General features: G+C 56.6%; 21 protein-coding genes. 11 read left to right on the forward strand and 10 right to left on the reverse strand.

The window, feature by feature from the left end; translation table 11 throughout:
- Nucleotides 1-18: 18 nt before the first annotated feature.
- On the reverse strand, nt 19-711 hold the full coding sequence (locus FHJ80_RS06455; RefSeq protein ID WP_139526164.1) for a LuxR C-terminal-related transcriptional regulator: 693 nt from the start codon (nt 709-711) through the stop codon (nt 19-21).
- Between the two features lie 285 nt (nt 712-996).
- Between FHJ80_RS06455 and rdgB the strand changes: the two genes are divergently transcribed.
- The 4 genes from rdgB to FHJ80_RS06475 all read left to right on the forward strand — a co-directional run bounded on the left by rdgB (nt 997) and on the right by FHJ80_RS06475 (nt 4,420).
- Nucleotides 997-1,605 (forward strand): RdgB/HAM1 family non-canonical purine NTP pyrophosphatase, encoded by a 609-nt coding sequence (gene rdgB, locus FHJ80_RS06460; protein ID WP_139526165.1) that lies wholly within the window; start codon nt 997-999, stop codon nt 1,603-1,605.
- A complete protein-coding gene (gene hemW, locus FHJ80_RS06465) occupies nt 1,598-2,773 on the forward strand; it encodes a radical SAM family heme chaperone HemW (protein WP_139526166.1) in 1,176 nt (391 codons plus the stop codon). The genes rdgB and hemW overlap by 8 nt, the downstream gene beginning before the upstream one ends.
- Before the next feature lie 46 nt (nt 2,774-2,819).
- Nucleotides 2,820-3,491 carry an OmpA family protein gene (locus tag FHJ80_RS06470; RefSeq protein ID WP_139526167.1) on the forward strand — a complete coding sequence of 224 codons (672 nt, stop codon included), beginning with the start codon at nt 2,820-2,822 and terminating at the stop codon, nt 3,489-3,491.
- 83 nt (nt 3,492-3,574) lie between these two features.
- Nucleotides 3,575-4,420 (forward strand): 23S rRNA (adenine(2030)-N(6))-methyltransferase RlmJ, encoded by an 846-nt coding sequence (locus FHJ80_RS06475; RefSeq protein ID WP_139526168.1) that lies wholly within the window; start codon nt 3,575-3,577, stop codon nt 4,418-4,420.
- A 20-nt stretch (nt 4,421-4,440) separates the two neighbouring features.
- Here FHJ80_RS06475 and mnmE read toward each other — a convergent pair whose 3' ends face one another.
- The 4 genes from mnmE to rpmH all read right to left on the reverse strand — a co-directional run bounded on the left by mnmE (nt 4,441) and on the right by rpmH (nt 8,282).
- The gene (gene mnmE, locus FHJ80_RS06480) at nt 4,441-5,811 is read right to left on the reverse strand and encodes a tRNA uridine-5-carboxymethylaminomethyl(34) synthesis GTPase MnmE (RefSeq protein ID WP_139526258.1); all 1,371 of its coding nucleotides are present in this window, start codon (nt 5,809-5,811) and stop codon (nt 4,441-4,443) included.
- A 123-nt stretch (nt 5,812-5,934) separates the two neighbouring features.
- Nucleotides 5,935-7,617, reverse strand: a complete 1,683-nt coding sequence (gene yidC, locus FHJ80_RS06485) for a membrane protein insertase YidC (RefSeq protein ID WP_139526169.1) — start codon at nt 7,615-7,617, stop codon at nt 5,935-5,937.
- Between the two features lie 115 nt (nt 7,618-7,732).
- Nucleotides 7,733-8,134, reverse strand: coding sequence for a ribonuclease P protein component (gene rnpA, locus FHJ80_RS06490; RefSeq protein WP_176558221.1), 402 nt, complete (start codon nt 8,132-8,134; stop codon nt 7,733-7,735).
- Between the two features lie 13 nt (nt 8,135-8,147).
- On the reverse strand, nt 8,148-8,282 hold the full coding sequence (gene rpmH / locus FHJ80_RS06495) for a 50S ribosomal protein L34 (protein WP_009723348.1): 135 nt from the start codon (nt 8,280-8,282) through the stop codon (nt 8,148-8,150).
- Nucleotides 8,283-8,816: 534 nt separating this feature from the next.
- On the opposite strand from rpmH, the gene dnaA reads away from it, so the two are divergent.
- The 4 genes from dnaA (at nt 8,817) to gyrB (ending at nt 15,116) form a co-directional block, all read left to right on the forward strand.
- Entirely contained in the window at nt 8,817-10,286 is a 1,470-nt protein-coding gene (dnaA, locus tag FHJ80_RS06500; protein ID WP_139526171.1) for a chromosomal replication initiator protein DnaA, read from the forward strand.
- A 60-nt stretch (nt 10,287-10,346) separates the two neighbouring features.
- Nucleotides 10,347-11,450, forward strand: coding sequence for a DNA polymerase III subunit beta (gene dnaN / locus FHJ80_RS06505; protein WP_139526172.1), 1,104 nt, complete (start codon nt 10,347-10,349; stop codon nt 11,448-11,450).
- A gap of 102 nt (nt 11,451-11,552) precedes the next feature.
- Nucleotides 11,553-12,656, forward strand: a complete 1,104-nt coding sequence (gene recF / locus FHJ80_RS06510; RefSeq protein ID WP_139526173.1) for a DNA replication/repair protein RecF — start codon at nt 11,553-11,555, stop codon at nt 12,654-12,656.
- A gap of 39 nt (nt 12,657-12,695) precedes the next feature.
- Entirely contained in the window at nt 12,696-15,116 is a 2,421-nt protein-coding gene (gene gyrB, locus FHJ80_RS06515) for a DNA topoisomerase (ATP-hydrolyzing) subunit B (protein ID WP_139526174.1), read from the forward strand.
- Between the two features lie 114 nt (nt 15,117-15,230).
- Here the strand turns inward: gyrB and gmhB are convergent, their stop codons facing one another.
- From gmhB to glyQ, 3 genes are all read right to left on the reverse strand, one after another.
- Entirely contained in the window at nt 15,231-15,791 is a 561-nt protein-coding gene (gmhB, locus tag FHJ80_RS06520) for a D-glycero-beta-D-manno-heptose 1,7-bisphosphate 7-phosphatase (protein WP_139526175.1), read from the reverse strand.
- Nucleotides 15,792-15,957: 166 nt separating this feature from the next.
- Nucleotides 15,958-18,024, reverse strand: a complete 2,067-nt coding sequence (gene glyS, locus FHJ80_RS06525) for a glycine--tRNA ligase subunit beta (protein WP_139526176.1) — start codon at nt 18,022-18,024, stop codon at nt 15,958-15,960.
- On the reverse strand, nt 18,024-18,995 hold the full coding sequence (gene glyQ, locus FHJ80_RS06530) for a glycine--tRNA ligase subunit alpha (protein ID WP_139526177.1): 972 nt from the start codon (nt 18,993-18,995) through the stop codon (nt 18,024-18,026). Before glyQ ends, glyS begins: the two co-directional genes overlap by 1 nt.
- 109 nt (nt 18,996-19,104) lie before the next feature.
- Between glyQ and rfaD the strand changes: the two genes are divergently transcribed.
- Nucleotides 19,105-20,061, forward strand: coding sequence for an ADP-glyceromanno-heptose 6-epimerase (gene rfaD / locus FHJ80_RS06535; RefSeq protein ID WP_139526178.1), 957 nt, complete (start codon nt 19,105-19,107; stop codon nt 20,059-20,061).
- Nucleotides 20,054-21,064 carry a lipopolysaccharide heptosyltransferase II gene (gene waaF, locus FHJ80_RS06540; protein WP_139526179.1) on the forward strand — a complete coding sequence of 337 codons (1,011 nt, stop codon included), beginning with the start codon at nt 20,054-20,056 and terminating at the stop codon, nt 21,062-21,064. The genes rfaD and waaF overlap by 8 nt, the downstream gene beginning before the upstream one ends.
- On the opposite strand, the gene FHJ80_RS06545 is transcribed toward waaF, so the two are convergent.
- The gene (locus tag FHJ80_RS06545) at nt 21,061-22,713 is read right to left on the reverse strand and encodes a sulfatase-like hydrolase/transferase (protein WP_139526180.1); all 1,653 of its coding nucleotides are present in this window, start codon (nt 22,711-22,713) and stop codon (nt 21,061-21,063) included. The two genes, waaF and FHJ80_RS06545, sit on opposite strands and share 4 nt — an antisense overlap.
- A 142-nt stretch (nt 22,714-22,855) precedes the next feature.
- Here FHJ80_RS06545 and FHJ80_RS06550 point away from each other — a divergent pair, with 142 nt between their 5' ends.
- Complete coding sequence (locus tag FHJ80_RS06550) at nt 22,856-23,617, forward strand: glycosyltransferase family 2 protein (RefSeq protein ID WP_139526181.1); 762 nt, start codon at nt 22,856-22,858, stop codon at nt 23,615-23,617.
- Here the strand turns inward: FHJ80_RS06550 and FHJ80_RS06555 are convergent.
- Nucleotides 23,528-24,622, reverse strand: a complete 1,095-nt coding sequence (locus tag FHJ80_RS06555; protein WP_139526182.1) for a glycosyltransferase family 9 protein — start codon at nt 24,620-24,622, stop codon at nt 23,528-23,530. The two genes, FHJ80_RS06550 and FHJ80_RS06555, sit on opposite strands and share 90 nt — an antisense overlap.
- Nucleotides 24,623-24,661 lie beyond the last annotated feature (39 nt).

Raw genomic sequence — 24,661 nt, forward strand, 5'->3', positions numbered from 1 at the left:
TCATCAACCTTCATTTAGCTAACGATGGCGCTGCAAACTGCGCGCTGTTTCGATATTGGGTAAAATGGGGCCTAAGTTTTGGTGAATCCAGTTCAGCGCTTGTATACGGTTATGCACATTGATTTTTCTAAAAATATTGTAAAGGTGTGATTTAACCGTGTGCTCACTCACAAAGAGTTTGTCGGCAATCTGTTGATTGGAGGAGCCAGCACTAAGTAGCGAAATGATCTCCATTTCTCGATTGGTTAAGCCGCAGGCAGGTCGAAACGCGTTGCTTTGATATTTGCGGTAAAAAAGGATCAAACGGGCCATCAAATCGCGTGACATCCAAAGCTCACCTTCGAGTAACGCGTGAATCCCTTTACAGATCACTTCAAGACTCTCGTCACGGTAAAAGACGCCTTTGAGCTGGGCGCATGACAGCGCTTCCAGTGCATGGTCCATATCGCGAATATTGAAGGCGGCCAGCGAGGTTTTGGCCAAGTTATCAGGAAGATTTTCCTGCCACTCGGGTAGCTCTTCTACGCCGATATGGTCACTATCGATGAGTATTAACAGCTTGTTTGGAATGATCGTGGGTAGTGAACTTTTAGGTGAGTGAATGCTTACCGTACACCCTGTGTGTTCGTGTAAGTAATCGGCAAAAAGCTGCGCCTGTGGGCTTTTTTCGGTGATGATGTACACCAAGCCGTGCGTTTTTTCTTGGGACATTGGGGAGGCCTCATGAGCGTAAAGCGTGAGCAGGTGACTAAATGAGTGTTGCCTATAAGCTACATTTCGTAAAGATTTGTTATCAAAATAATTATAAAAGTAATTTGCACTTTGTTATTACTTTTTAGAATATATAGTTCAAGCTATTGTTTTTATATACATTTACTAGTGGATAATGGTCAATGATTGCGCTGAGTGACAAGATACACTGAGTAACATTGTGTTGCCTTTAGCTGTGTTCTCGATAGGCGTAAACTGGCCCCATCATGTGAAGAGGTCGCCCCTATGAATGCAGCCAATACGCTCGTTTTAGCCAGTGGAAATTCTGGAAAATTAAAAGAATTCAATCAGTTGCTATCGCCCCTTGGACTGGATGTACGCCCCCAGGCTGAGTTTGGTGTGCACGATGTCGAAGAGACAGGACTGACGTTCGTTGAAAATGCGCTGTTAAAGGCCCGTGAAGCGAGTCGCGTAAGCGGGTTACCGGCGCTCGCCGACGACTCAGGTCTGGAGGTCGATGCGTTGCATGGAGCGCCTGGCATTTACTCTGCTCGCTATGCCGGTGAGCCGAAAAGTGACGAGCGTAACAACGAGAAACTGCTGGCAGCACTCAGTGAGTGCGCGGAAGGCCAGCGCACGGGCCGTTATTGGTGTGTCTTGGTCTATTTACGCCATGCAGCAGACCCGGTACCTGTGATCGTTCAACGAAGTTGGGAAGGAGAAGTATTGGCTCATCCCCGGGGAGAGGGCGGTTTTGGCTACGATCCGCTGTTCTGGCTACCCGATCAGGGGATGAGCGTGGCAGAACTGCCCAGTGAAACGAAGAACCGCTTGAGCCATCGCGGACGTGCGTTACACGCGTTGGTGGACATTCTGAAGGTGGCGCATGGCTAATCGATTGCCGCCGCTCTCGCTTTATATTCATACACCTTGGTGTGTACGCAAGTGCCCTTACTGCGATTTCAATTCTCACGAACCTGAATCTGGCGCCAATGACCTACCCGAAGCGGCCTATTTGGCCGCCTTGCTGAGTGATTTGGACGGCGATTTGGCGCTGGCGTCTGGCCGTACTCTTCAAACCATTTTTATTGGCGGCGGCACGCCTAGCTTGCTATCGCCGACGTTTTATCGACAGTTATTCGATGGCATTCGTGAGCGGCTCGCCTTTTCGCCTAGCATTGAAATTACCCTGGAAGCCAATCCAGGCACGACCGAGCAGCAGCGGTTCATTGGTTATCGGGAAGCCGGTATCAATCGATTGTCTTTGGGGGTGCAGAGTTTCCGCCACACTCAACTGAGTGCGTTGGGGCGAATTCATACCGGCAACGAAGCGGTGACTGCCATCGGTGAAGCCAGAGCGGCGGGATTCGATAACCTCAACATCGATCTCATGCACGGATTGCCCCAACAAACACCTGAGCAAGCCATGGAAGATATCGATCAGGCGCTTGCCCTCGATCCTGAGCATCTTTCGTGGTACCAGCTCACCCTGGAGCCCAATACGGCGTTTTTTTCTCACCCTCCTCCTTTGCCAGAGGAGGAGGCGTTGTGGGACATTCAGGAGGCGGGGCACCAGCGCCTGGAGCGAGCCGGGCTGCGTCGATACGAGATATCGGCCTACGCCCGTCCGGGATGTCAGAGTCGCCATAACCTAAATTACTGGCGATTTGGCGATTACCTAGGAATTGGGGCAGGCGCTCATGCAAAGCTCTCCTCCATAGATTCCCAAGGGAAGTGGCAGATCGAACGGCGTTGGAAGACGCGCCAACCTAATGCGTACTTGCGCCGTGCCAATGACCCGCGTGGCTTCCTGGCAGGCCAGCAACTCATCGAGCCCCGCGAACTACCACTGGAGTTTGCCATGAACGCGCTCCGACTGACCGAAGGGGTACCATTGGCGGATTGGGCGGCTCACACTGGCCAGCCAGAGGCACTGTTACTTGCGCGTTTACACAGTGCTCAAGAAAAAGGACTTTTAATGGAAATGCCTGAAAAGCTGCGTGCATCGCCCCAAGGTCTATTATTCTTGAACGAGTTGCTGGCCTTGATCAGCGAAGAGTGACCAGCGATCGATTCGGTACACCTCAATCATAAACAAGGAGTGAGTGATGCGTATTTCTCGACTACTGACCCCACTGGCAGCGGCGATATTACTGGCTGGCTGCGCGACGTCCGATCCTTACGGCGGTCAAACGCAGCGCTCGAGCACCGCCATGGGCACCGGCATTGGTGCAGCGATTGGTGCAGCGGCGGGCGCTTTATCCGGTGATGGCAGTACGAGCCGTCGTGACCGTGCGCTAATTGGTGCCGCTGTGGGTGCGGCCGCCGGTGCAGGCGTGGGTGCCTATATGGACCGTCAAGAGCAGCAGCTTCGCAATAACCTGCAAGGATCGCGTATCGAGATCGATCGGCGCGGTGACGATATCGTGCTCAACATGCCCAGCAGCGTTACGTTCGGATTCGATTCTGCCGAGCTCACCTCGGATGCGCGCAGCGCTCTAAACGAAGTGGCGAATGTCCTCACTCAGTACACCGATACCCGCGTAAACATTGCTGGCCATACGGATAGCACCGGGGATGCCAGCTACAACCAGCGCCTCTCAGAGCGTCGTGCCCAATCGGTCGGCAGCTACCTGAGCCAAAATGGCGTCTCTTCCATGCGGTTGAATACCATGGGCTACGGTGCTAATCAGCCGGTGGCTAGCAATGCTACCGAGCAGGGGCGCGCGCAGAACCGTCGCGTAGAAATCACCCTGACGCCTACCGGCAACGGCCAGTAATATGCGTTAATCCCGGCATTGCCGTCCAACGCCCGCTATGCTCACATAGCGGGCTTTTTTTGTTCAATTGCTAGCGAGCTGCCATGCTGTCGTATCAACACGCCTACCACGCCGGTAACTTTGCCGATGTTCATAAGCATTTAACGCTTTACGCGGTGACAGATTATTTATTACGTAAAAAAACATCAATTACATATATTGATACCCATGCAGGCAGAGGGCTCTACCCGCTCGCCACGAAAGAGACTCAGCGGCTTCAAGAGTATCGAGAGGGCGTCGCACCGCTCTGGCAGGTTCGGCAGCAGTTGAGTGATCCGTTACTTGGTAAATGGATGGCGTCGTTGGAAAGCGCGCAGCCCCAATCGACTGTGCTTTCGTACTACCCTGGCTCACCCTGGTGGCTGGCTCAGGGGCTGCGTGAGCAGGACTCACTGCGCCTATTTGAGCTGCACCCTGGTGAGCACGAGCATTTGAGCGGGCAAGCGTTGCCCAAACAGGCCCGACGCGTTTATGGGGATGGGTTGCTGGGCCTGAAGCAGCTGTTGCCGGTGGCAACGCCACGGCTGTGCGTGTTGATAGATCCGAGTTACGAGCGCAAAGTGGAGTATCAAGAGGTCGTCGACGCGGTGGCCTATAACCTCGAAAAAGCACGCCACGCCGTGGTGATGATCTGGTACCCGCTACTGCCCGCCGGGCATCATGACACGTTGCTCAGCGGCCTTGAAGCGAGCGGAATTCGCAAGATTTGGCACAGTGAGCTGCTGTTACGCGCCTCGGCGGAGGGCACGCATGGCATGTATGGAAGCGGCATGGTGGTGATCAATCCACCCTGGGGACTGGATGAGCAATTGTCAGCAGCGATGGCTCAGGTGGCACCGCTGCTGGGGAGTGACAGCCACTACCGCGCTAAATGGCTCGTAGGTGAGTAGTGGCGGTGAGTGGTGGGGGACTATTTACCGATACAGAAGCTGCCAAAGATTTCACCCAGCAGGTCATCGGCACTGAACTCACCAGTGATCTCTCCTAGTGCTTGCTGCGCATCTCGTAAATCTTCGGCAAGAAGCTCGCCAGCACCGTAGCCATCCAGTTGGGCTCGCCCGGTGTCTAGCGCCGCCATGGCGCGGTCAAGCGCATCCAGGTGACGTCGGCGGGCAGAGAAGCGGCCTTCGGTCGTGGCAGAGAAGCCCATCACCTCCTTTAGGTGCGTTCTCAAACTATCCACACCCTCTCCGGTTTTCGCCGATAGGCGGATGATCGGTGTGGCTGTGGATAAGTCAATGCCTGGCGTTTCTGCACTCGCGTCGATCTTGTTGCGCACCAGAGTTAGCCGCCGTTGATCCGGAAGGCGCTCCACGAACTCTGGCCAGATACTCATTGGGTTGGTGGCATCCGTGGTGGAAGCATCCACCATGAGCAGTACCCGGTCGGCCTTTTCAATCTCTTCCCACGCCCGGGCAACGCCGATTTTCTCTACCGCATCGGGCGTATCGCGCAGGCCAGCGGTATCGATGATGTGCAGCGGCATACCGTCTAGGTGGATGTACTCCCGAAGGACGTCCCGTGTCGTACCCGCGATATCCGTGACGATGGCGGTGTCTTGCTCGGTCAGCGCGTTCAGAAGGCTCGATTTACCGGCATTGGGACGCCCTGCAATCACTACACTCATGCCCTCGCGTAGCAGCGCGCCCTGCCCAGCGGCTTTGCGAACGGCGACGAGTGCTTGCTGAACGCTCTCCAAATGCGTAGCGACATGGCCATCGGCGAGAAAGTCTATCTCTTCCTCTGGGAAATCGATGGCGGCTTCCACGTAAACGCGCAGTTCGATCAGCCGTTCTACCAGAGCCGATACGCGCTGGGAGAATTCGCCCTGTAACGAGCGCACGGCGTTTTCAGCAGCGGATCGGGAAGTGGCATCGATCAAATCGGCAATCGCTTCTGCCTGGGCCAAATCCAGCTTGTCGTTGAGGAACGCCCGTTCGGAGAACTCCCCCGGCCGGGCCAGGCGAGCACCGAGCTGCAGGCAGCGCTCTAGCAGCATATCCATGATGATGGGACCGCCGTGGCCCTGCAACTCCAGCACGTCCTCACCGGTGAAGGAGTGAGGACTATTGAACAGTAGCGCGATGCCCTCGTCGATAGTGCCCTCAGCGCCGTGAAACGGCCCGTAGTGGGCGTAGCGAGGAGCAGGGCAGGTCCCGAGTATCTCGGCGGCTATCGTACGGCAGGCGGGGCCTGATACGCGAATGATGCCCACGCCGCCACGGCCAGGGGGGGTTGCCAAGGCGGTAATGGTGTCTTGGGTATAGAGTCGGTCGGCCATGACGCTTCCTAAAGACGAAAGAGGGAGAGAGTGTTTCGCGATGGTGCTCATGATGAGTACCTTCGCCCTATAACGCCAGACCCCCGCAAAGGCGGGGGTCTGGGAGTAGCAGAGGGGGGGCTATTACTTGGTTCGCATCCCTTTGCCGACGCTTGGATCCTTCTCGATGCTGCGCGTAATGAAATACTGCTGCGCCACCGAGATGATGTTGTTGACCACCCAGTAGATGACCAGGCCGGCCGGGAACCACAGGAAGAAGAAGGTGAAGATGATCGGTAGCATCTTCATGATCTTCGCCTGCATGGGGTCTGGCGGTGTCGGGTTCAGCATCTGCTGAACGAACATCGAGATACCCATCAGAATCGGCAGGATGAAATAGGGGTCTTTCACCGAGAGATCCTGGATCCAGAACATGAACGGCGCGTGGCGCAGCTCGACGGATTCCAGCAACATCCAGTACAGGGCGATGAATACCGGCATCTGTACCAGAATCGGCAAACAGCCGCCCAGCGGATTGATCTTCTCTTTCTGATAGAACTTCATCATCTCTTGAGACATTTTCTGGCGGTCGTCGCCATACATCTCTTTGAGACGCTGCATCTCTGGGCCCAGTTTGCGCATACGCGCCATGGACTTGTAGGCCTTGGCAGAGAGCGGGAAGAGCACCAGCTTCACCAATACGGTGAGCAGTACGATGGACCAGCCCCAGTTGCCCACGATGTCGTGGATCTTATCCAGCAGCCAGAACAGCGGGTTGGCAATGAACCACAACCAACCGTAATCCACGGTGAGCTTGAGGTTCGGTGCGACTTGCTCGAGGTAGTCTTGCACCTTCGGGCCCATGTAAAGCGTTGCGCTCAGCGTGGCTTCACCCTCGGCAGCCACGCTGCTGGTGGGGCCAGCGAAGGCCACTACGTTACGATCTCGAGAATCGGTCGTTACGTAGTAGAGATTCTGCTGATTTTGAGGCGGTGCCCAGGCGGACACAAAGTAGTGCTGGATGATCGCTATCCACCCGCCTTGGGCCTCGCGATTCTCGAAGTTACGTTTTTGGATCGTATCGAAATCGATCTTCTCGTAGCGCGCTTCAGGCGTGGAATAAGCAGCCCCTAGGTAAGAATTCATCCCCATGGCCACCCCGCTAGAGGGGTCAGGGCTATTGTCACGGGCTAGCTGACCAATGAATCGAGCGGAAACCGGTGCTTCGGTATTGTTGGCCAGGTAGTAACTCACATTGACCGCATAGCTACCGCGATCGAATGTTAGACGTTTGATGACGTCGACACCATTCACGTCAGCCGTCAAATCGACGCTGATCTGCTCTTCGTCATCGCCCAAGCGGTACTCGTTACGCTCGGGAGTAAAAGCAATGCGGCTTGCCTGACCATCCAGTTGAAGGCCGGAGCGAGCAACATAGCTGCGCGTGGCGTTATCTGACAGCAGCACGTAATTACGGTCGGAATCCAGCGTCAGTTTGTGCTGCGGCAAGGCTGCGTAGACGATATCGCCACCGAAGGGGTCGATGCGTACGTCCAGAACATCCGTGGTGACCGCAATGAAATCACGGCTGGCGGTGTCGCTTTGCTCATCGCCAACGCCTTCGCTAATAGCGTTGTTAGGCGCCGAAGTACTGGGCACGGAGAGATCGTCGCTACCGCTTTCGTTCGCAGGAGCCCCATTGCTGCTTTGGGTGATCTCTGGCGTCGAATCGTAGGTGGTCTGCCCGTAATCCTGATTCCACTGTACAACCAGAAGGTAGGCTAGTACGGCCAGTGGAATCAGTAATAAAAGTCGTTTTACGTCCATGAGGGTTCTGCCCGATGGGTGGTGAACATGCTAATGGCGCAGTGTCATTTACTCGACCCATGACACACGAAAGCCTGCCAAGCGGCAGGCCGAGGTCGAGCGGCGAGGTGTGTCGTCAAGCGTCACGTGTTACGCCATGAGGCGGGAGAGGTGTTGATGCCGCCTGTGCGTCGCGCTGAAGCCGTTTCCACATGCCGTATAGTTGACGGCTGAGCGTTTCGTTATCGACATCCTGCACGCCTCGCTTTGCCAATATCACGATATCCACAGAGGGTAAGTGATCTTGACGCAGACGAACGGATTCGCGAACGAGTCGCTTGAAGCGGTTACGATCGACAGCAAGCTTTACATTTTTTTTGCTAACGACCAGTCCGATGCGGGGGTATCCCCGGGTAGTCATGCGCGCTAGCGCCATCATACCTTTGCCATGGACTTTGAGGTCAGCCTGCTCAAACACGTGACTGAAATCCCCGGCAGTTAGCAACCGCAAGCACCGGGGAAACCCTTGAGGCGACACACGCAATCCGAGATCAGGCGCTCAGACGCTTGCGGCCTTTGGCACGGCGGCGTGCGATCACGGCACGGCCGTTTTTGGTTGCCATACGAGCACGGAAGCCATGCGCGCGCTTGCGCTTGAGAACGCTGGGTTGAAAAGTGCGTTTCATAACTCGTTATTCCCACGTGGTTTAGGACGGAAAGTGAATTCCAAAAGACCCGGTCCAGTGAGGAACTAGCCGGGGAGTTTCAATTCAAGACCGGAAATTGTAGAGACTTCCCGCGCTGGGTGCAATTTTTCCTTGCATAAAAAGCTCGAAAAAGGCAATGGCGGCGCGGCTTGGCGCCCACCACTCGTTTTCTTGCATCGCACTACTATTACTAATGAAGTTATTTAAAACCTACTGTTATTAATAGTGGGGATACTATTTGTGGATAAGTCATTTTAATACATTTTTATCAACAACTTGAAGTAATAAAAAATCTGTGAATAAGCATCGAATAACGCGCGAATAAACTGTGAATTTGGTGTGGTCAGGCGGTGACAACTTGCTCGAAAGGAGGGTTGTACCCATGGCGTCACCGGGTTTTCCTAAGCCCTTACGGAAAGTTGTCCACAGGCGAAAAAGAGCCGTTAGCTCGTGTGGATAACCGTGTCGTTGGGCGCTACAATGGTCGGCCGTTTTCAACCGATGGTGAGATGAGTGTCACTCGCGCTTTGGCAACAGTGCCTGGACTACCTGCAGGACGAACTGAATTCACAGCAGTTCAATACCTGGATACGTCCGCTGCAGGCAGAAGAAGGAGACACCAATGAGCTGCGTTTGTTGGCGCCGAATCGCTTTGTGCGCGACTGGGTGAGTGATAAGTACGCCAAGCGTATTAGTGAATTAATGCGCGAGCTTGCACCCTCCAAGCCCCCTAAGGTCAGTTTGACGGTAGGTAGCCGCCGGGCCGCTGCTCCAGCTCCCCAGCCTCGCGATCTGGGTAATCCGGTGTCAGCCGCCCCGGCTCAGCCGACGTCGCCCGCCGTACATACCCCGCCCCGGGGTGATATTGCCGACGAGCGTGAAATCGATCAGCTGCGTGAAGAGAATGCCTCTCCTCGTCGTGGCAACGAGCGTCAGGTGCAGGTAGAAGGCAGCTTGAAACACAATAGCGGCCTAAACCCCAATTTCACGTTCGATACCTTTGTGGAAGGTAAATCTAACCAGTTGGCACGTGCGGCGTCTCGCCAAGTGTCTGAAAATCCTGGCGGTGCCTATAATCCACTGTTCTTATACGGTGGCGTGGGCTTGGGTAAAACCCACTTGATGCATGCCGTAGGCAATGCGTTGGCAGGTCGTCGGGAAAATGCCCGCGTGGTTTATCTTCACTCTGAGCGCTTCGTGGCTGACATGGTGAAGGCGCTGCAGCTCAATGCGATCAACGATTTCAAACGTTTCTACCGCAGTGTCGATGCCCTCCTGATCGATGACATTCAGTTCTTTGCCGGTAAAGAGCGCTCCCAAGAAGAGTTCTTCCATACGTTCAATGCCTTGCTAGAGGGCGGTCAGCAGATGATCTTGACCTCTGATCGCTATCCAAAAGAGATCAGTGGTGTCGAAGAGCGGCTGAAGTCGCGCTTTGGCTGGGGTCTCACCGTCGCCATCGAACCGCCAGAGCTCGAGACGCGCGTGGCGATTCTGATGAAGAAAGCCGATCAGGCCAAGGTGGACCTGCCCCACGATGCGGCTTTCTTTATCGCCCAAAAGATTCGTTCTAATGTGCGTGAATTGGAAGGTGCGCTGAAGAAAGTCATTGCTGATTCACATTTCATGGGCAAGACCATCACCCAAGAGTTCATCCGTGAATCGTTGAAAGATCTTTTGGCGCTACAGGACAAGCAGGTCGGGGTGGATAATATTCAGCGCACGGTGGCTGAATATTACAAAATCAAAGTGGCGGATCTGCTCTCCAAGCGACGCTCGCGCTCGGTGGCGCGCCCCCGGCAGGTGGCGATGGCACTGGCAAAAGAGCTCACCAATCATAGCTTGCCGGAAATTGGCGATGCGTTTGGTGGCCGTGATCACACCACCGTGCTGCATGCCTGCCGAAAAGTAAAAGCGCTGCAAGAAGAGAATGCGGATATTCGCGAGGATTACAAAAATCTTCTTCGCCTGCTAACAAGTTAACCTTTTTTCGTTTACGCCTGCCAAGCGGCAGGCCTTTCAGGATAGAAAACCGGAGTTTCGATGAAATTTACCATTTCCCGAGAGGCGCTGCTTCGCCCGCTGACTCTGGTGGCGGGCGTAGTGGAACGGCGCCAAACGCTGCCTGTGCTCTCTAACGTCTTGATTCAAGTGGAAGGTGACCAGGTCGCGCTGACCGGCACCGACTTGGAAGTCGAGCTGGTAGGCCGCACGGTGGCCAGCCAAGTGGACCAAGCAGGGGCGGCAACCGTACCGGCTAGAAAGCTGATGGATATTTGTAAGTCGCTGCCCGATCAGTCCGACATTCAATTAGCCGTCGAAGAGGGACGCGCCGTATTACGTAGTGGTCGTTCGCGCTTTACACTTTCTACACTTCCTGTGGCAGAGTTTCCTAATATCGAAGATGCCGATGGAAGTCAGGAGCTTAGCGTTCCCCGTGGCACGCTCAAGCATCTGATCGAATCCACTTCCTTCGCCATGGCTCAGCAGGACGTACGCTATTACCTCAACGGTATGCTGTTAGAGATTCAGAGCAACCTGCTACGCACGGTCGCTACTGACGGACACCGATTGGCGATGTGCTCGCGTCCTATCGAGGTCGCGGTGAGCCAAGCCCAAAAACTCATCGTGCCTCGCAAAGGTATCTTGGAGCTGTCCCGTCTTCTGGATGACAGCGACGAGCCGGTTAGCCTGACGCTTGGTTCGACCCATGTGCGTGCCCACACGGGTGACTTCACGTTTACGTCGAAGCTGATCGACGGCAAGTTTCCGGACTACGAACGCGTGGTGCCGCGTAACGGCGATAAAGTGCTCATCGCCGAGCGTGCCGAGCTTCGTCAAGTGCTGTCACGTACCGCCATTCTCTCCAACGAAAAGTATCGCGGGGTGCGCCTCTATCTGGAGGAGGGCAACCTCAAGGTCATGGCGAACAACCCTGAACAGGAAGAGGCCGAGGAGAATGTCGCCGTCGAATACAATGGCAGCGCCATGGAGGTCGGTTTCAACGTGGGTTATCTGGTAGACGTGCTTTCCGTATTGGATGAAGACCGCGTACAGATGACGTTAGCCGACCCCAATAGCAGCGCACTGCTGGAAGAGCCGGGCGGCGGCGATGCGCTTTACGTCGTGATGCCGATGCGCTTATAACGCAAGGAATGGGATGAAGAACGGCGCTTCTGGTTGCAGAAGCGCCGTTTTCGCATAGGGCACGTCTGGCGATTGGAACGGTCTTACAAGGTGCATTGACGGATGAGCGTGACACAACTCACTTTTCAGGGACTGCGCAATTTAGCGCCAGTCACGCTTCATCCCTCATCGCGTATCAACGTGATCCATGGCGTGAACGGTAGCGGAAAGACTAGCTTGCTAGAGGGGATTCACATCCTCGGCATGGGACGCTCTTTTCGCACGCGTCAGCTCAAGAATGCTATTCAAATGGACGCCCCTTATATGACGCTATATGGACGTTTAGCGGGGGATCCTGAGGTGACGCTTGGTGTCAGGCGTATGCGTGCTCAGCGTGAGCTGGAGCTACGTCTGAGGGGAGAGAAAGGCGTAAGGTTAGCCGAGCTCGTCGAAGCCATGCCGCTACAGCTCATCAACCCGGATGCGTTTCGTTTGCTGGAAGGTTCACCCGCCGGCCGTCGCGAGTTTTTGGATTGGGGAGTGTTTCACGTGAAACACCACTTTCTGGATGCTTGGCGTCGGACCCGGCGTGCGGTGAAACATCGGAATGCGCTTCTCAGGCGTGGTAGAATAGTGCCCAATGAAATAGCGGTTTGGGAGCAAGAGTTAGCACTCTGGGGCGAACAAATGGATGCGCTCCGCCAAGCATGGTTTAACGAATTTCTTCCCGTGTTCAACGAGACCCTGAAGACACTATTGCCGCTACCGGGATTAACGTTGCGCTATGCGCGTGGTTGGGATAGACAGCGCTCGTTGGCAGAAGTGCTGCACGATAGCCGTAACACGGACCAGCAGATGGGCTTTACCCAGCAAGGCCCTCAGCGTGCGGATTTGCGCATCCGGCTGAATAAACAGCCTGCCATTGAGGTGCTTTCCAGAGGCCAGCAGAAGCTCGTGGTGAGTGCATTGAAGCTTGCTCAAGGTAGGCTTCTGGAAAGTACCGCACAGCGGCACTGTATTTATTTGATTGACGATTTACCGGCAGAGCTAGATGAGCATCACCGCCGCCAGTTCTGTACGTTACTCGAAGAGATGCAGTGCCAAGCATTTATTACCAGCGTCGAACCCACCGCGCTGAGCGACGTCTGGCAGCCTTCTACAGCCGTGGAGTTGTTTCACGTGAAACACTCCACGCAAGGGCTTAGCCAATGTCAGCCAGATGGGTAGACGACACGGAACGAGACAGACTTCACGACGGAGTGGTCAATGAGCGAGCAGGCTTACGATTCATCAAGCATCAAGGTGCTCAAAGGGCTAGACGCAGTACGTAAGCGTCCAGGCATGTATATCGGTGACACCGACGACGGCACCGGGCTGCACCACATGGTTTTCGAGCTGGTGGATAACTCCATCGATGAAGCCCTGGCCGGCCACTGTAGCGAAATTCGTGTGGTGATCCACCCGGATGAATCGGTAACCGTAAGCGATAATGGTCGAGGGATTCCGACCGAGCTACACGAGGGCGAGGGTGTCTCTGCGGCGGAAGTCATCATGACGGTGCTCCACGCGGGTGGCAAGTTCGACGATAACTCTTATAAAGTATCGGGCGGCTTGCACGGTGTGGGTGTATCGGTGGTGAACGCACTCTCCGAAGAGCTGCGCCTGACGATTTGGCGCCAAGGGGAGGTGTTTGAGCAAATTTATCACCATGGCGTGCCGCAAGCGCCGCTAGGCGTCGTAGGCAAAACGGAAAAAAGCGGTACCCGCGTGCATTTTCGCCCGTCTCCGGCGACGTTTGCCAACATCGAATTCCACTACGATATTCTGGCGAAACGCCTGCGTGAGCTCTCCTTCCTCAACTCGGGTGTAGCCATTCGCCTGATGGATGAGCGTAGCGGCAAAGAGGAGCTGTTCCATTACGAAGGTGGTCTGAAAGCCTTCGTTGACCACTTGAACAAAAACAAAACCGTTCTGAACCCGGTATTCCACTTCAACGCTGGGCGTGATGATGGCGTGGAAGTCGAAGTGGCCATGCAGTGGAGCGATGCCTTCACAGAGAACATCTTCTGTTACACCAACAACATTCCTCAGCGGGATGGCGGTACCCACTTGGCAGGGTTCCGCGCTGCGCTAACGCGTACGCTAAACCATTATATCGAAGCGGAAGGCCTGCTGAAAAAAGCCAAAGTGAACACGTCGGGCGACGACGCCCGTGAAGGCCTGACGGCGATCATCTCCGTCAAAGTGCCCGATCCGAAGTTCTCATCGCAAACCAAGGACAAGCTCGTCTCGTCCGAGGTGAAGACGGCGGTGGAGCAGGAGATGGGTCGCTTGTTTGCCGACTACCTGATCGAAAAACCTAACGAAGCCAAAGCCATCGTCAACAAGATGCTGGACGCGGCACGTGCCCGCGAGGCGGCGCGAAAAGCTAGAGACATGACCCGCCGCAAGGGCGCTCTGGATATCGCGGGTTTGCCGGGCAAACTAGCCGATTGCCAGGAGAAAGACCCCAGCCAGTCGGAGCTTTACCTGGTGGAGGGTGACTCGGCGGGGGGGAGTGCCAAGCAGGGGCGTGATCGTCGTACCCAGGCCATTCTGCCGTTGAAAGGTAAAATCCTGAACGTCGAAAAAGCGCGGTTCGATAAGATGCTCTCGTCCGCTGAAGTAGGGACGCTGATTACGGCGCTGGGGTGTGGCATTGGGCGCGAAGAGTTCAACCCTGACAAGCTGCGCTATCACTCGGTCATCATCATGACCGACGCCGATGTCGATGGATCCCACATTCGCACGCTGCTGCTGACGTTCTTCTTCCGTCAGATGCCCGAGCTTATCGAACGTGGCCACATTTTTATCGCGCAGCCGCCGCTTTACAAAATCAAGCGCGGTAAGCAAGAGCTCTATCTGAAAGATGAGCAGGCGATGATCGATTACCTGACCACCACCGCACTGGATGGAGCAGGGCTGCACGTCAATGCAGACGCGCCTGGCATTACCGGGTCGCAGTTGGAAGCACTGGTCAATCAGTACCGTAACGTGATGAAACGTATCGATCGCTTGGCACGGGTGTATCCCATCGAAGTGCTCAAGCAAGCCGTCAATGCGACAGCGTTGCAGGGTGAGACCAGCTTGAAAGATCGCGTCACCATGGAGAACTGGATCGCCGAGCTGCAAAAAGCCATGGACGACAGGGTGGCTTACGAGGGCGGCCCACGCTATCAGTTCTACCTGCAAGAAGACACCGAGCGTGGCCTGCATTTACCGGCGGTATCGCTGATTGCCCACGGCGTCACCACGGAATACGTGTGGGGCCTGGACTTCTTCGAAAGCGCCGATTACCGCGCCATGGCAGGGTTAGGGGACACCCTCAACGGCTTGCTGGACGAAGGCGCCTACATCGCCCGTGGTGAGCGTCAGAAGCCCGTTGGACACTTCTCTGAAGTGCTGACGTGGCTGATGCAGGAAGGCCAGCGTGGCCTCTCTGTACAGCGCTATAAAGGGCTAGGTGAGATGAACCCGGACCAGCTGTGGGAAACCACTATGGACCCGGATAGCCGTCGTATGCTGCGGGTTACCATCGAAGATGCGGTAGCAGCAGATATGATGTTCAACACCCTGATGGGTGACGAAGTGGAGCCGCGTCGCGACTTTATCGAGACCAACGCGCTCGTTGCTAACCTCGACATCTAAGTGGCTTCTTTACTGTGTTTCACGTGAAACATTGAAAAGCAAAAACCGCAGGCAAAGCGCCTGCGGTTTTTTATGGTTAGTGTTCAAGGCCAGCGTGAAAACCGTATCGAAAGATTAATCCAAGGCCTCTGCTAATAAGTCGTCAACAAATGCAGCCAAGTCAGCGTAGACCAAGGCGTGCTCCAGCCCGTTCCCGTTTGCGAGGGTCTTTTCGCCTTTACCTGTCTTCACGAGAACGCTACGGCAGCCCATCACTTCACCCGCTTGCAGGTCGCGAAGGCTGTCACCCACCATCCAGCTGCCTGTCAGGCTGGGAAGCGTCAGTTTGTCACGTATGTCGGTCAACAGCCCGGGCAGTGGTTTACGGCAGCCGCACTGATCATCTGGCCCGTGAGGGCAGTAAGCGATATGCGCTATATGACCACCTTCCGCCTGCACCAGAGTATGCAAACGCTCGTGCATGGCACTGAGCGTGGCGTCATCGTAGTAGCCACGAGCGATGCCGGATTGATTGGTGGCCACTGCCACGGTAAAGCCTGCCTGGGTTAACCGCGCAATCGCGCGAATGGCAGACGGGTAGGGGATCCACTCGTCCAAGGATTTGATATAGGCATCCGAGTCGTGATTAATCACGCCATCGCGGTCCAGTATCACGAGTTGCTGAGCGGTGATCATAAGGCTCCCTTCAAGAAAACGTCTCTGCTTAGCGTAAGCGCTGACGAGGCAATGAACGAGTGTTTCACGTGAAACACTCCATTACTCAATAGAAAGCCCGGCTTGTCAAAAGCCGGGCTGTCGGTTGTGCCTCTAGAGCAGTCGATGCGCTCAATCCTTCACCGTCTTACTGGGGGAGCTGAGAGATATCGGCTACTTCCAGGAACAGCGCTTGCAGGCTGGCCAGCAGGGCAAGGCGGTTACGGCGAATGGCATCGTCGTCCGCCATGACCATGACCTGATCGAAGAAAGCATCGACAGGCTCGCGGAGGGTGGCCAGCGCGTCTAGCGCCTGCTGGTAATTGCCTGCAGCAAACAGCGGCGCCACCTGCTGTTGGCTAGCCGTAACCGCTTCGAACAGGTCTTTTTCCGCCGCTTCTTGAAGAATCGAGGCGTCTACCTGAGTGCTGCCGTCGTGCTCCTGCTTGCTCAAGATATTGGAAACACGCTTGTTGGCAGCGGCCAATGCCGCGGCTTCTTCACGCTGGGCGAAGGCTTTCACGGCACGTAAGCGGCGCGCAAAATCCAGCGGTTTGGTCACCGGGCGAGCACGAACGGCGAGATACATCTCAGCAGAGATACCCTCCTCCTGGCCCCAGGCGCGGAAGCGGTCGAGCATGTAGGTCAACACGTCTTCTACGAGGCCCTCGGCTTTCGGGAGATTCTGGTGCTGGTCAGCAGTGACCTGCAGCAGCTCGCGTAGGTCGAGGTTCAACTCGCCTTTGACCAGGATGTTCAATACGCCAATGGACGCGCGGCGCAGGGCGAAGGGGTCCTTGGCGCCGGTGGGGCGTTGACCAATACCGAAAATGCCTACCAGCGTATCCAGGCGGTCGGCCAGAGCCAGCGCTTGGCCGGTCAAACTGTGCGGAATCGCGTCGCTGGCAAAGCGAGGTAGATACTGCTCCTCCAGCGCCTGGGCAACCTCCGCCGGTTCGCCATCCTGCTCGGCGTAGTAGCGGCCCATAATGCCCTGCAGCTCGGGGAATTCGAGCACCATTTCGGTAACGAGATCACATTTGGCCAGGGCCACAGCGCGTTGCGCATGAGCCACGTCACCCTGGATGCGCTCAGCGATGAAAGTGGCGATGGCCGTGCTGCGGCGGGCCTTGTCCGCCAACGTGCCCAACTGCTGCTGGAAGACTACGCTTTCCAGTTGCGGTATGCGTGAGCCCAGCGTTTGCTTCCGGTCGGTATCGTAGAAGAAGGCGGCATCCGCCAAGCGCGGACGAATAACCTTTTCATTACCGGAGATCACCTGGTCGGGATCCTGGCTCTCGATGTTCGAGATGGTGATGAACAGCGGCTTCAACTTGCCCTGATCATCCAGCAGGTGGAAGTATTTTTGATTGGCCTTCATCGAGGAAATCAGGCACTCGGCAGGTACTTCCAGGAAGCGCTCGTCGAAGCTGCCGGTGAGCGCCACGGGCCACTCCACCAAACCGCTCACCTCGACCAGCAGGTCTTCATCGATGACGGCGTTGGCTTCCTGAACCTCGGCCTCGGCGAGCACCTGCTCACGAATACGCTCGCGGCGCTGCTGGCGGTCGGCCAGAACGTAGGCATTCTCGAGTGCCGCTAGATAGTCATCGGCGTGCTCGAGCTGGATGGCATCCGGCGCGTGGAAACGGTGGCCGTAGGTGGTACGGCTGGCTTCCAGCCCCAGCGCTTCTGCTGCAATGACGTCTTTGCCATACAGGGCCACGAGCCAGTGCACGGGGCGCGAGAACTCGACGCGGGACGCGCCCCAGCGCATATTCTTGGGCACTGGAAGCGAGTGTAGCGTCTTGCGCACCATCTCCGGTAGCAGCGCTTGAACGCTGTCACCTTGCTGCTGCTCGCGGTAGCCAAGCCAGGTGCCTTTATCGGTTTCCAGATGGATCAGATTCTCCACGCTGACACCGCAGGAGCGAGCAAAGCCTTCCGCCGCCTTGGTGGGGACGCCGTCTTTGAAAGCGGCGGCCAGCGCGGGTCCGCGACGCTCTACTTCGCGATCCGGCTGTTTGTCGGCGAGTCCGGTAACTTTCACGGCTAGGCGCCGAGGGGTGGCGTAGGCGGTCACCGCCTCGAAGGGAATCTCGGCGTCCTGCAGACCTTTTTCGATGCCATCGGCAAAGGCGTCTGAGAGCGCGTCCAGCGCGGTCGGCGGAAGCTCTTCTGCGCCCAGTTCTAATAAAAGCGTATCAACGGCCATTATGCGTCTCCCTGCTCGGCGAGCTCATCTTGTAACAGTTCACGGCGCAATTCCTCCGATGCCATGGGGAATCCTGCTGCTTTACGAGACTCGAAGTAGGCAGTGGCAACATCACGCGCCATGGTGCGCACGCGCAAAATGAAGCGCTGACGCTCGGTCACAGAAATGGCGTGGCGCGCATCCAGCAGGTTGAAGGTATGCGACGCTTTGAGCACCTGCTCGTAGGCGGGCAGCGGGAGGCTCGCGGCCAGCAGCTTGCTGCACTCTTTTTCCTGATGGTCGAAGGCAGCAAAGAGCTGCTCGACGTCGGCGTGCTCGAAGTTATACGCCGACTGCTCGCGCTCGTTTTGCAGGTAGACATCGCCGTAGCTGACTTTGCTGCCGTCCGGCGCGATGGCCCATACCAGGTCGTAAACGCTCTCCACGTTTTGCAGGTACATGGCGATACGCTCGAGTCCGTAGGTCAACTCGCCGGTGACGGGGTAGCACTCGATACCGCCCGCCTGCTGGAAGTAGGTGAACTGGGTTACTTCCATGCCGTTGAGCCATACTTCCCAGCCCAATCCCCAAGCGCCGAGCGTCGGGGATTCCCAGTTATCTTCTACGAAGCGCACGTCGTGAATCAGCGGGTCAAGTCCTAAACGCTTCAGCGAACCCAGATACAGATCCTGCAAGTTGCTGGGCGAAGGCTTCATTACCACCTGAAACTGGTAATAGTGCTGCAGGCGATTGGGGTTCTCGCCATAGCGGCCGTCGGTTGGGCGGCGGGAAGGCTGAACGTAGGCAGCATTCCAGGTTTCTGGACCAATCGCCCGCAGGAACGTGGCGGGGTGGAAGGTGCCCGCGCCGACTTCCATATCGAGGGGCTGAAGGATGACGCAGCCCTGTTCTGCCCAATACTGTTGCAGAGCAAGGATCAAGCCTTGAAAGGTCGACACATCGGGTGTCGATTGGTTTGTCGAAACACTCATCGCGGAAAGCACCGTTGGCCATGAATTCATAAGCCGTCAAGTATACAATCACAGGCAGATGGGTTATAGGCACGTTAGCCAAAGAGCCGCTTTTGGTAAGGAGAACGAGATGATCGTGGTAACAGGCGGGGCCGGGTTCATCGGCGCCAATATTGTCAAAGCGCTAAATGCTCGCGGCCGTGACGATGTGATGGTGGTCGACGACCTGCGCGATGGCACCAAATTCGTCAATTTGGCGGACTGCACGCTGGCTGACTACTTGGATAAAGACGATTTCATCGCCCGCGTGAAAGCCGCGCTACGTGGTGAAACAGTGGACTTGCCCACCATCGATGCGATTTTCCATGAAGGGGCCTGTTCGGACACCACCGAGTGGGACGGGCACTATATGATGGAGAATAACTTCGAGTACTCCAAAGTGCTGCTCAACTACTGTGAAAAACTGGGCATCCCTTTTCTGTACGCATCGTCGGCGGCGACCTACGGTGGCAGCGAGGTGTTCAAGGAAGCGCCGGAGCATGAGAAGCCGCTCAACGTCTACGGCTACTCCAAGCTACTGTTCGATCAGCACGTTCGCTCGCGCTGGAACGAGCTGACGACTCAAGTGGTAGGTTTCCGCTACTTCAACGTTTACGGGCCGCGAGAGCAGCACAAAGGCAAGATGGCCAGCGTTGCCTATCACAACCATCTGCAGATCCGTAACGGCGAAACGCTGAAGCTGTTCGGTGCTTACGGTGGCTATGAGGCGGGCATGCAGAGCCGCGACTTCGTCTACGTGGGCGATGTGGTCGATGTGAATCTCTGGTTTTTGGATAACCCTCACGCATCAGGCATCTTCAATTTGGGCACCGGGCGTGCCGAGCCGTTCAAGGCGATTGGCGAAGCGGTCATCGATTTTTACGGTCAGGGCGAGATCGATTACATTCCCTTCCCCCAAGAGTTGAAAGGGCGCTACCAAAGCTACACGCGTGCCGATATTAGCCAACTGCGTGCGGCAGGTTGTGACGTGGAATTCAAAACCGTCGCCCAGGGCGTCAAGGCGTACTTGGAGTGGTTGAATGGCTAACTCGGCCAAGCGGCTGCTGGTCGTCGGTCCTTCCTGGGTCGGCGATATGGTCATGGCGCAGAGTCTGTTCATGACGTTGAAGGCGCGCTATCCAGGCGCCACGCTAGGTGTGGTCGCTCCGGGATGGTCCCAGCCGATCTTAGAGCGCATGCCTCAAGTGGACGAAGTGCTACCGCTGGCGGTAGGCCACGGAGAGTTTGGCCTTGCCAGCCGTCGCGAGCTGGCGGCACGGCTACGCGGTCGCTTCGATCGCGCCATCGTTCTGCCGCGCTCTTGGAAGGCCGCCTTGGTGCCCTTCATGGCCCGCATTCCTGAGCGCGTGGGTTTTTTGGGAGAGCACCGCTACGGCTTGCTAAAAGAGCGTCGCAAGCTCGACAAGCAGGTGCTGGATCAAACCGTCAAACGGTTCGTCTCGCTGGGGCTGCCATTGGAAGAGGCACAAAGCGGGCAGTTCTCGATTCCCAAGCCACGGCTCACCATTGACCGTGATAACTTGGTGAATTTGCGCCTGAGCCATACGCTGTCCTCTCGTCCCGCCATCGGCATGATGCCCGGCGCGGAGTATGGTCCTGCCAAGCAGTGGCCGTTGGCGTATTTTCATCAATTGGCTGCGAGACTGATCGACGATGGTTTCGAGATTCGCGTGCTAGGCGGAGCGAAAGATCACCCTGCAGGGCAGAGCATCGTGAATGGCTTGCCGCATGCGCATAATTTATGCGGAAAAACACAGCTGGCCGATGCCGTGGACCTTTTGGCCGACTGTCGCCAGGTCGTTACCAACGATTCAGGGCTCATGCATGTCGCGGCGGCGGTAGGGGTGCGCATCCAAGCGCTATATGGCTCGTCATCGCCCGCCTATACGCCACCGCTAACGGATAACGCGGACATCCACTACCTCGGGCTCTCCTGTTCGCCGTGCTTTCAGCGTACCTGCCCGTTAGGCCATACGAACTGCTTGAACGAGCTAGGCGTAGAACGGGTGTATCAGGCCATGCGCACCTAGCGCATGATCTCCATTTCGTCAGCTTGATCGGCGGGTGTTTCGATGATCTGATCGGTGGCGCTCTCTTCAGGCGCACGCCGCTGAGGGGTTAGCCCGTCCCAAAGGCGATGCTGCAGCGCGGTCTCCTCCCGTAGACGTTCATTCAGCGCCTCCAGCCCATGAATCTCGACCAGCGTGGGTTGGCTGCCAAGTAGTGAAGCGCCAAGGCCCGCGCGGTGATCGTTCAATGTGAGGCCCATAGCGTCGAGGATCGTGGGGAAAACGTCTAGCATGGTGGCGCCTCGCCTTACTCGCTGCGGACGGATATCCTCGCCCAGCATGATGAGCGTATTGTCGCGATCCAAGGTGGTGAGCTGATCCCACACCGACACGCGCATGGTGAGATGATCACTGAGTACCACCACTAGCGTGTTTTCCAGCAGTCCTTCTTGCTCTAACCGTTCAACGAGGTCTCGGGCTTGGCGCGCAGAGCACTCTACCGAGTAGAGAATATCCTGACCATCGAATTCGCCCTGGCGGTCCAGACAGGTTTGCGAGGGAAAACCGCTGGGCGCATGGCCCGCAATGCTCAGGTTCACCACGGCCCAAGGACCGTCATCCTCCTCGCTCAGTCGACGTATTTCGTCGACGGTCACATCGTATAGTGTATCGTCATAAAGACCCCAACTGTTCACATACTCAGGATCCTCGAGATCCGGTAGCAGTTCTTCTTTACCTTTGACGGTATCGAACTGGTGACCACGATAGAAAAGCCCTTTACCAGCAAACTGCGTGCTGGCGCCTCCCAAAAAACTGAGCCGGTAGCCCTGACCGGCCAGCACGTCTCCCAGACACTCAACGCCGGGTACGACTTGGCTGAGCGGTTCGAACTGACTATCGTGCAGCAGGCCGGCGGGCATGAGGGGGACGCCGCACTGGCTGGCGATCATCCCAGCCATGGTCCAGCCCGTATTCTCCATCTGCTGAATGCCCTCGAACACCAATCCGCGCTCGCCCAGTGCCGCTAAATCTGCGTAGGCGTCGCCAAATAGCTCGTTGCTATAGGTGCGCTCCATGCTCTCCAGGTACATCAGCAGTAGGTTGGGTGCATTGGGTTGGTCGCCGGTGGGTGGCGCAACATAGCGTCGATCTAGCCAAGCGCCATCGTCCGTCACTATCGCGGCGCTGCGTTGACCAATGCCGTAGAGCAGTGGGTTGGCCGCCAATAGCGCGATGGCAAAGAAGCGCTCGGTCAAACGCCAGCGCTGATCGTGGCGCGACAACCACGTCACCGATACCAGCACCGCCAACACGGTGAGCGTGTAGGTCAGTGCCAGCAGCATTTTACCTGCCCCGCCATGCTCCGCCATGCCCGCCTGTAAATGAAAAAACACCGCCCCGAGGTCGACGTTTCCGAAGCTGTCGGCCAAATAAACATAGACGCTGAATAGGCTAAGTGGCAGCAGCGACCATGGCCACATTGGACGGTAGCGTGCGTTGATCGGCGCGCCCCAGCGCAGCTTGAGCCCCACCCCAATCCATGCCGCTGCTATCAAAAAGAGCGTCCACCAGGGCAGACGCGTGAGTACGGTGACGGCATAGCCAAGGCTAAGACCCATGACGACGAGCGGTAGCCAAGGGGTGAGTTTGAGTGACCGTGAAGCGAACATCCTGTATCCCTTTTCAGAACGTGCTAAATGAAGCGTCAGCTTATCAAAAGTCGCGCCCCGTGGCCGTGTTAGCATGTCACTAAAATGGGCAGGATCACGGACGAGCCGTGTATGCCTCAAACTGAGTGGGTAAAGGTGAGACGTGTCTATTTCCGCTGTGTTGATTGTCAAAAACGAAGCGCACCACTTACGTGAGTGTCTGGAAACGCTGACGTGGGCTGATGAAATCGTCGTGCTGGATGCGGGCAGCCAGGATGCCACGTGCGAGATTGCGCGAGAGTTCACCCAGAATGTGAACGTCAACGCCGACTGGCAGGGGTTTGGCATTCAGCGCCAGCGGGCAGAAGCCCTGGCAAACGGTGAGTGGATTTTGATGGTCGATGCCGACGAGCGCGTGACGCCTGAATTGCGTGACAGCATTGAGGCGGCCATTCAGCAGCCTCCCGCTGCCTATAGCGTGAGCCGCCTATCGTGGTGCTTCGGCCGCTTCATCCGCCACTCGGGCTGGTACCCAGACCGAGTGCTGCGTCTCTACCCAAGAGGTCAGGCGGGCTATAACGCCGCGCTGGTGCATGAAAAGCTAGTACTCAACGAAGGCTTGGCCGAAAAGCCGCTATCCGGTGACCTGCTGCACTACACCTATCGCGACCTGCGCCACTATCTGGAGAAATCCGCCCACTATGCCCAGGCTTGGGCAGAGCAGCGCGCCGCCCAGGGGAAAACGGCCACGCTAGGGCAGGGCATGGGTCACGGGTTGGCTTGCTTCCTCAAGATGTACGTGCTGAAAGCAGGCTTTAAAGATGGCAAGCAGGGGCTATTGCTGGCGCTGCTCTCCGCACATTCCACTTTCGCCAAGTACGCCGATCTCTGGGTGCGTACCCGCACTGCCGACAAGCAGCGCTGAAATCCGTTCGGCGGCGTTGCCGAGGTCGATCGTGGTCATATCCTGTTGGTCGGCATCAGCAGGGGGGCTAAACGCCAGACGCTTTTCCGCTCGGTTGCAGGTTTGCCAGCGCAGCGGCGTAGCGGAGCGTTTGGCGGGATAAAAACCCGCCGTGGCGATATCGAGACAGCCTGCAATATGCAGCGGCCCGGTCGAGCCGGCAATCAGCATATCCGCTCCGCCAAGCTGCAGTGCAAAGGCATCCACGCTGGGAGTTGCTGGAAAGTGGTCTGCCTCGACGCCTTTTTCGGCTAGTTGTTTCCTCAAGTCTTGTGCCTGTGGCTGTTCACTGGGGCCAGCGCTGATGAGCCAGCGTAGTGGCAGAGGCTGGCACTGTCGGTGAACGTGAGCGATCAGCTCGGCGTACTGCGCAACCGATAGATTGACCGCCGAGCCGCCGCTGCCAGGATGAACCACCACCACGCGTTCTGAGGTGTCGTTGGCCAACGTTTGGCGTTGGACAAGACGCTGCGCGCCATCCATCGGCCAGAACGGGGGCGAAGGCAGGGTGGTCAGCGTTAACGACAGTCGAGCCAACAGTTTACAGGCCAAGTCGACGTTGTACTGGTACTCGGGTTTGGCGGAATGGGAGCGGCGTTGGCGTATTCGCACGTTATAAAACACCTGTGCCCACTTGGTTGCAGGGGCAACGCGCAGCGGAATGCCTGCTTTCATGCCTAGCCAACCGATACGCGGTGTCGAAAACAGCGTTAGCAGTGCATCGAATTTCGATTGTTTCACGTGAAACAATAGCGCCTGCTGCGTCGCTTTATCAGCCTGGCTACCGGGGTCGATGATGACGTCATCGACCCATGGGCACGCCTTGGCTAAGGGGGCTGTATAGGCAGGCACCAGCACGGTCACGTGGGGCATAGGCGAGGCCTGTTTCAAGCACGCTAGCGCTGGCCACGCCAGCATAAAATCGCCGATTTTGTCGTTACGGACGACAAGCAGTTTCTGCGCCATGATTTAGGCCCCGTTAAAAGCAGCCTGTATACTACAAGA

This window comes from Halomonas sp. BL6, from assembly GCF_006228115.1.
Taxonomy (GTDB): Bacteria; Pseudomonadota; Gammaproteobacteria; order Pseudomonadales; family Halomonadaceae; genus Vreelandella; species Vreelandella piezotolerans.

Bases quoted from the DNA above. Each gene is read 5' to 3' on its own strand.
- FHJ80_RS06455 (WP_139526164.1), bottom strand. From the start codon at position 711: ATGTCCCAAGAAAAAACGCACGGCTTGGTGTACATCATCACCGAAAAA.
- rdgB (WP_139526165.1), top strand. From the start codon at position 997: ATGAATGCAGCCAATACGCTCGTTTTAGCCAGTGGAAATTCTGGAAAA.
- hemW (WP_139526166.1), top strand. From the start codon at position 1,598: ATGGCTAATCGATTGCCGCCGCTCTCGCTTTATATTCATACACCTTGG.
- FHJ80_RS06470 (WP_139526167.1), top strand. From the start codon at position 2,820: ATGCGTATTTCTCGACTACTGACCCCACTGGCAGCGGCGATATTACTG.
- FHJ80_RS06475 (WP_139526168.1), top strand. From the start codon at position 3,575: ATGCTGTCGTATCAACACGCCTACCACGCCGGTAACTTTGCCGATGTT.
- mnmE (WP_139526258.1), bottom strand. From the start codon at position 5,811: ATGGCCGACCGACTCTATACCCAAGACACCATTACCGCCTTGGCAACC.
- yidC (WP_139526169.1), bottom strand. From the start codon at position 7,617: ATGGACGTAAAACGACTTTTATTACTGATTCCACTGGCCGTACTAGCC.
- rpmH (WP_009723348.1), bottom strand. From the start codon at position 8,282: ATGAAACGCACTTTTCAACCCAGCGTTCTCAAGCGCAAGCGCGCGCAT.
- dnaN (WP_139526172.1), top strand. From the start codon at position 10,347: ATGAAATTTACCATTTCCCGAGAGGCGCTGCTTCGCCCGCTGACTCTG.
- recF (WP_139526173.1), top strand. From the start codon at position 11,553: ATGAGCGTGACACAACTCACTTTTCAGGGACTGCGCAATTTAGCGCCA.
- gyrB (WP_139526174.1), top strand. From the start codon at position 12,696: ATGAGCGAGCAGGCTTACGATTCATCAAGCATCAAGGTGCTCAAAGGG.
- gmhB (WP_139526175.1), bottom strand. From the start codon at position 15,791: ATGATCACCGCTCAGCAACTCGTGATACTGGACCGCGATGGCGTGATT.
- glyS (WP_139526176.1), bottom strand. From the start codon at position 18,024: ATGGCCGTTGATACGCTTTTATTAGAACTGGGCGCAGAAGAGCTTCCG.
- glyQ (WP_139526177.1), bottom strand. From the start codon at position 18,995: ATGAGTGTTTCGACAAACCAATCGACACCCGATGTGTCGACCTTTCAA.
- rfaD (WP_139526178.1), top strand. From the start codon at position 19,105: ATGATCGTGGTAACAGGCGGGGCCGGGTTCATCGGCGCCAATATTGTC.
- waaF (WP_139526179.1), top strand. From the start codon at position 20,054: ATGGCTAACTCGGCCAAGCGGCTGCTGGTCGTCGGTCCTTCCTGGGTC.
- FHJ80_RS06545 (WP_139526180.1), bottom strand. From the start codon at position 22,713: ATGTTCGCTTCACGGTCACTCAAACTCACCCCTTGGCTACCGCTCGTC.
- FHJ80_RS06555 (WP_139526182.1), bottom strand. From the start codon at position 24,622: ATGGCGCAGAAACTGCTTGTCGTCCGTAACGACAAAATCGGCGATTTT.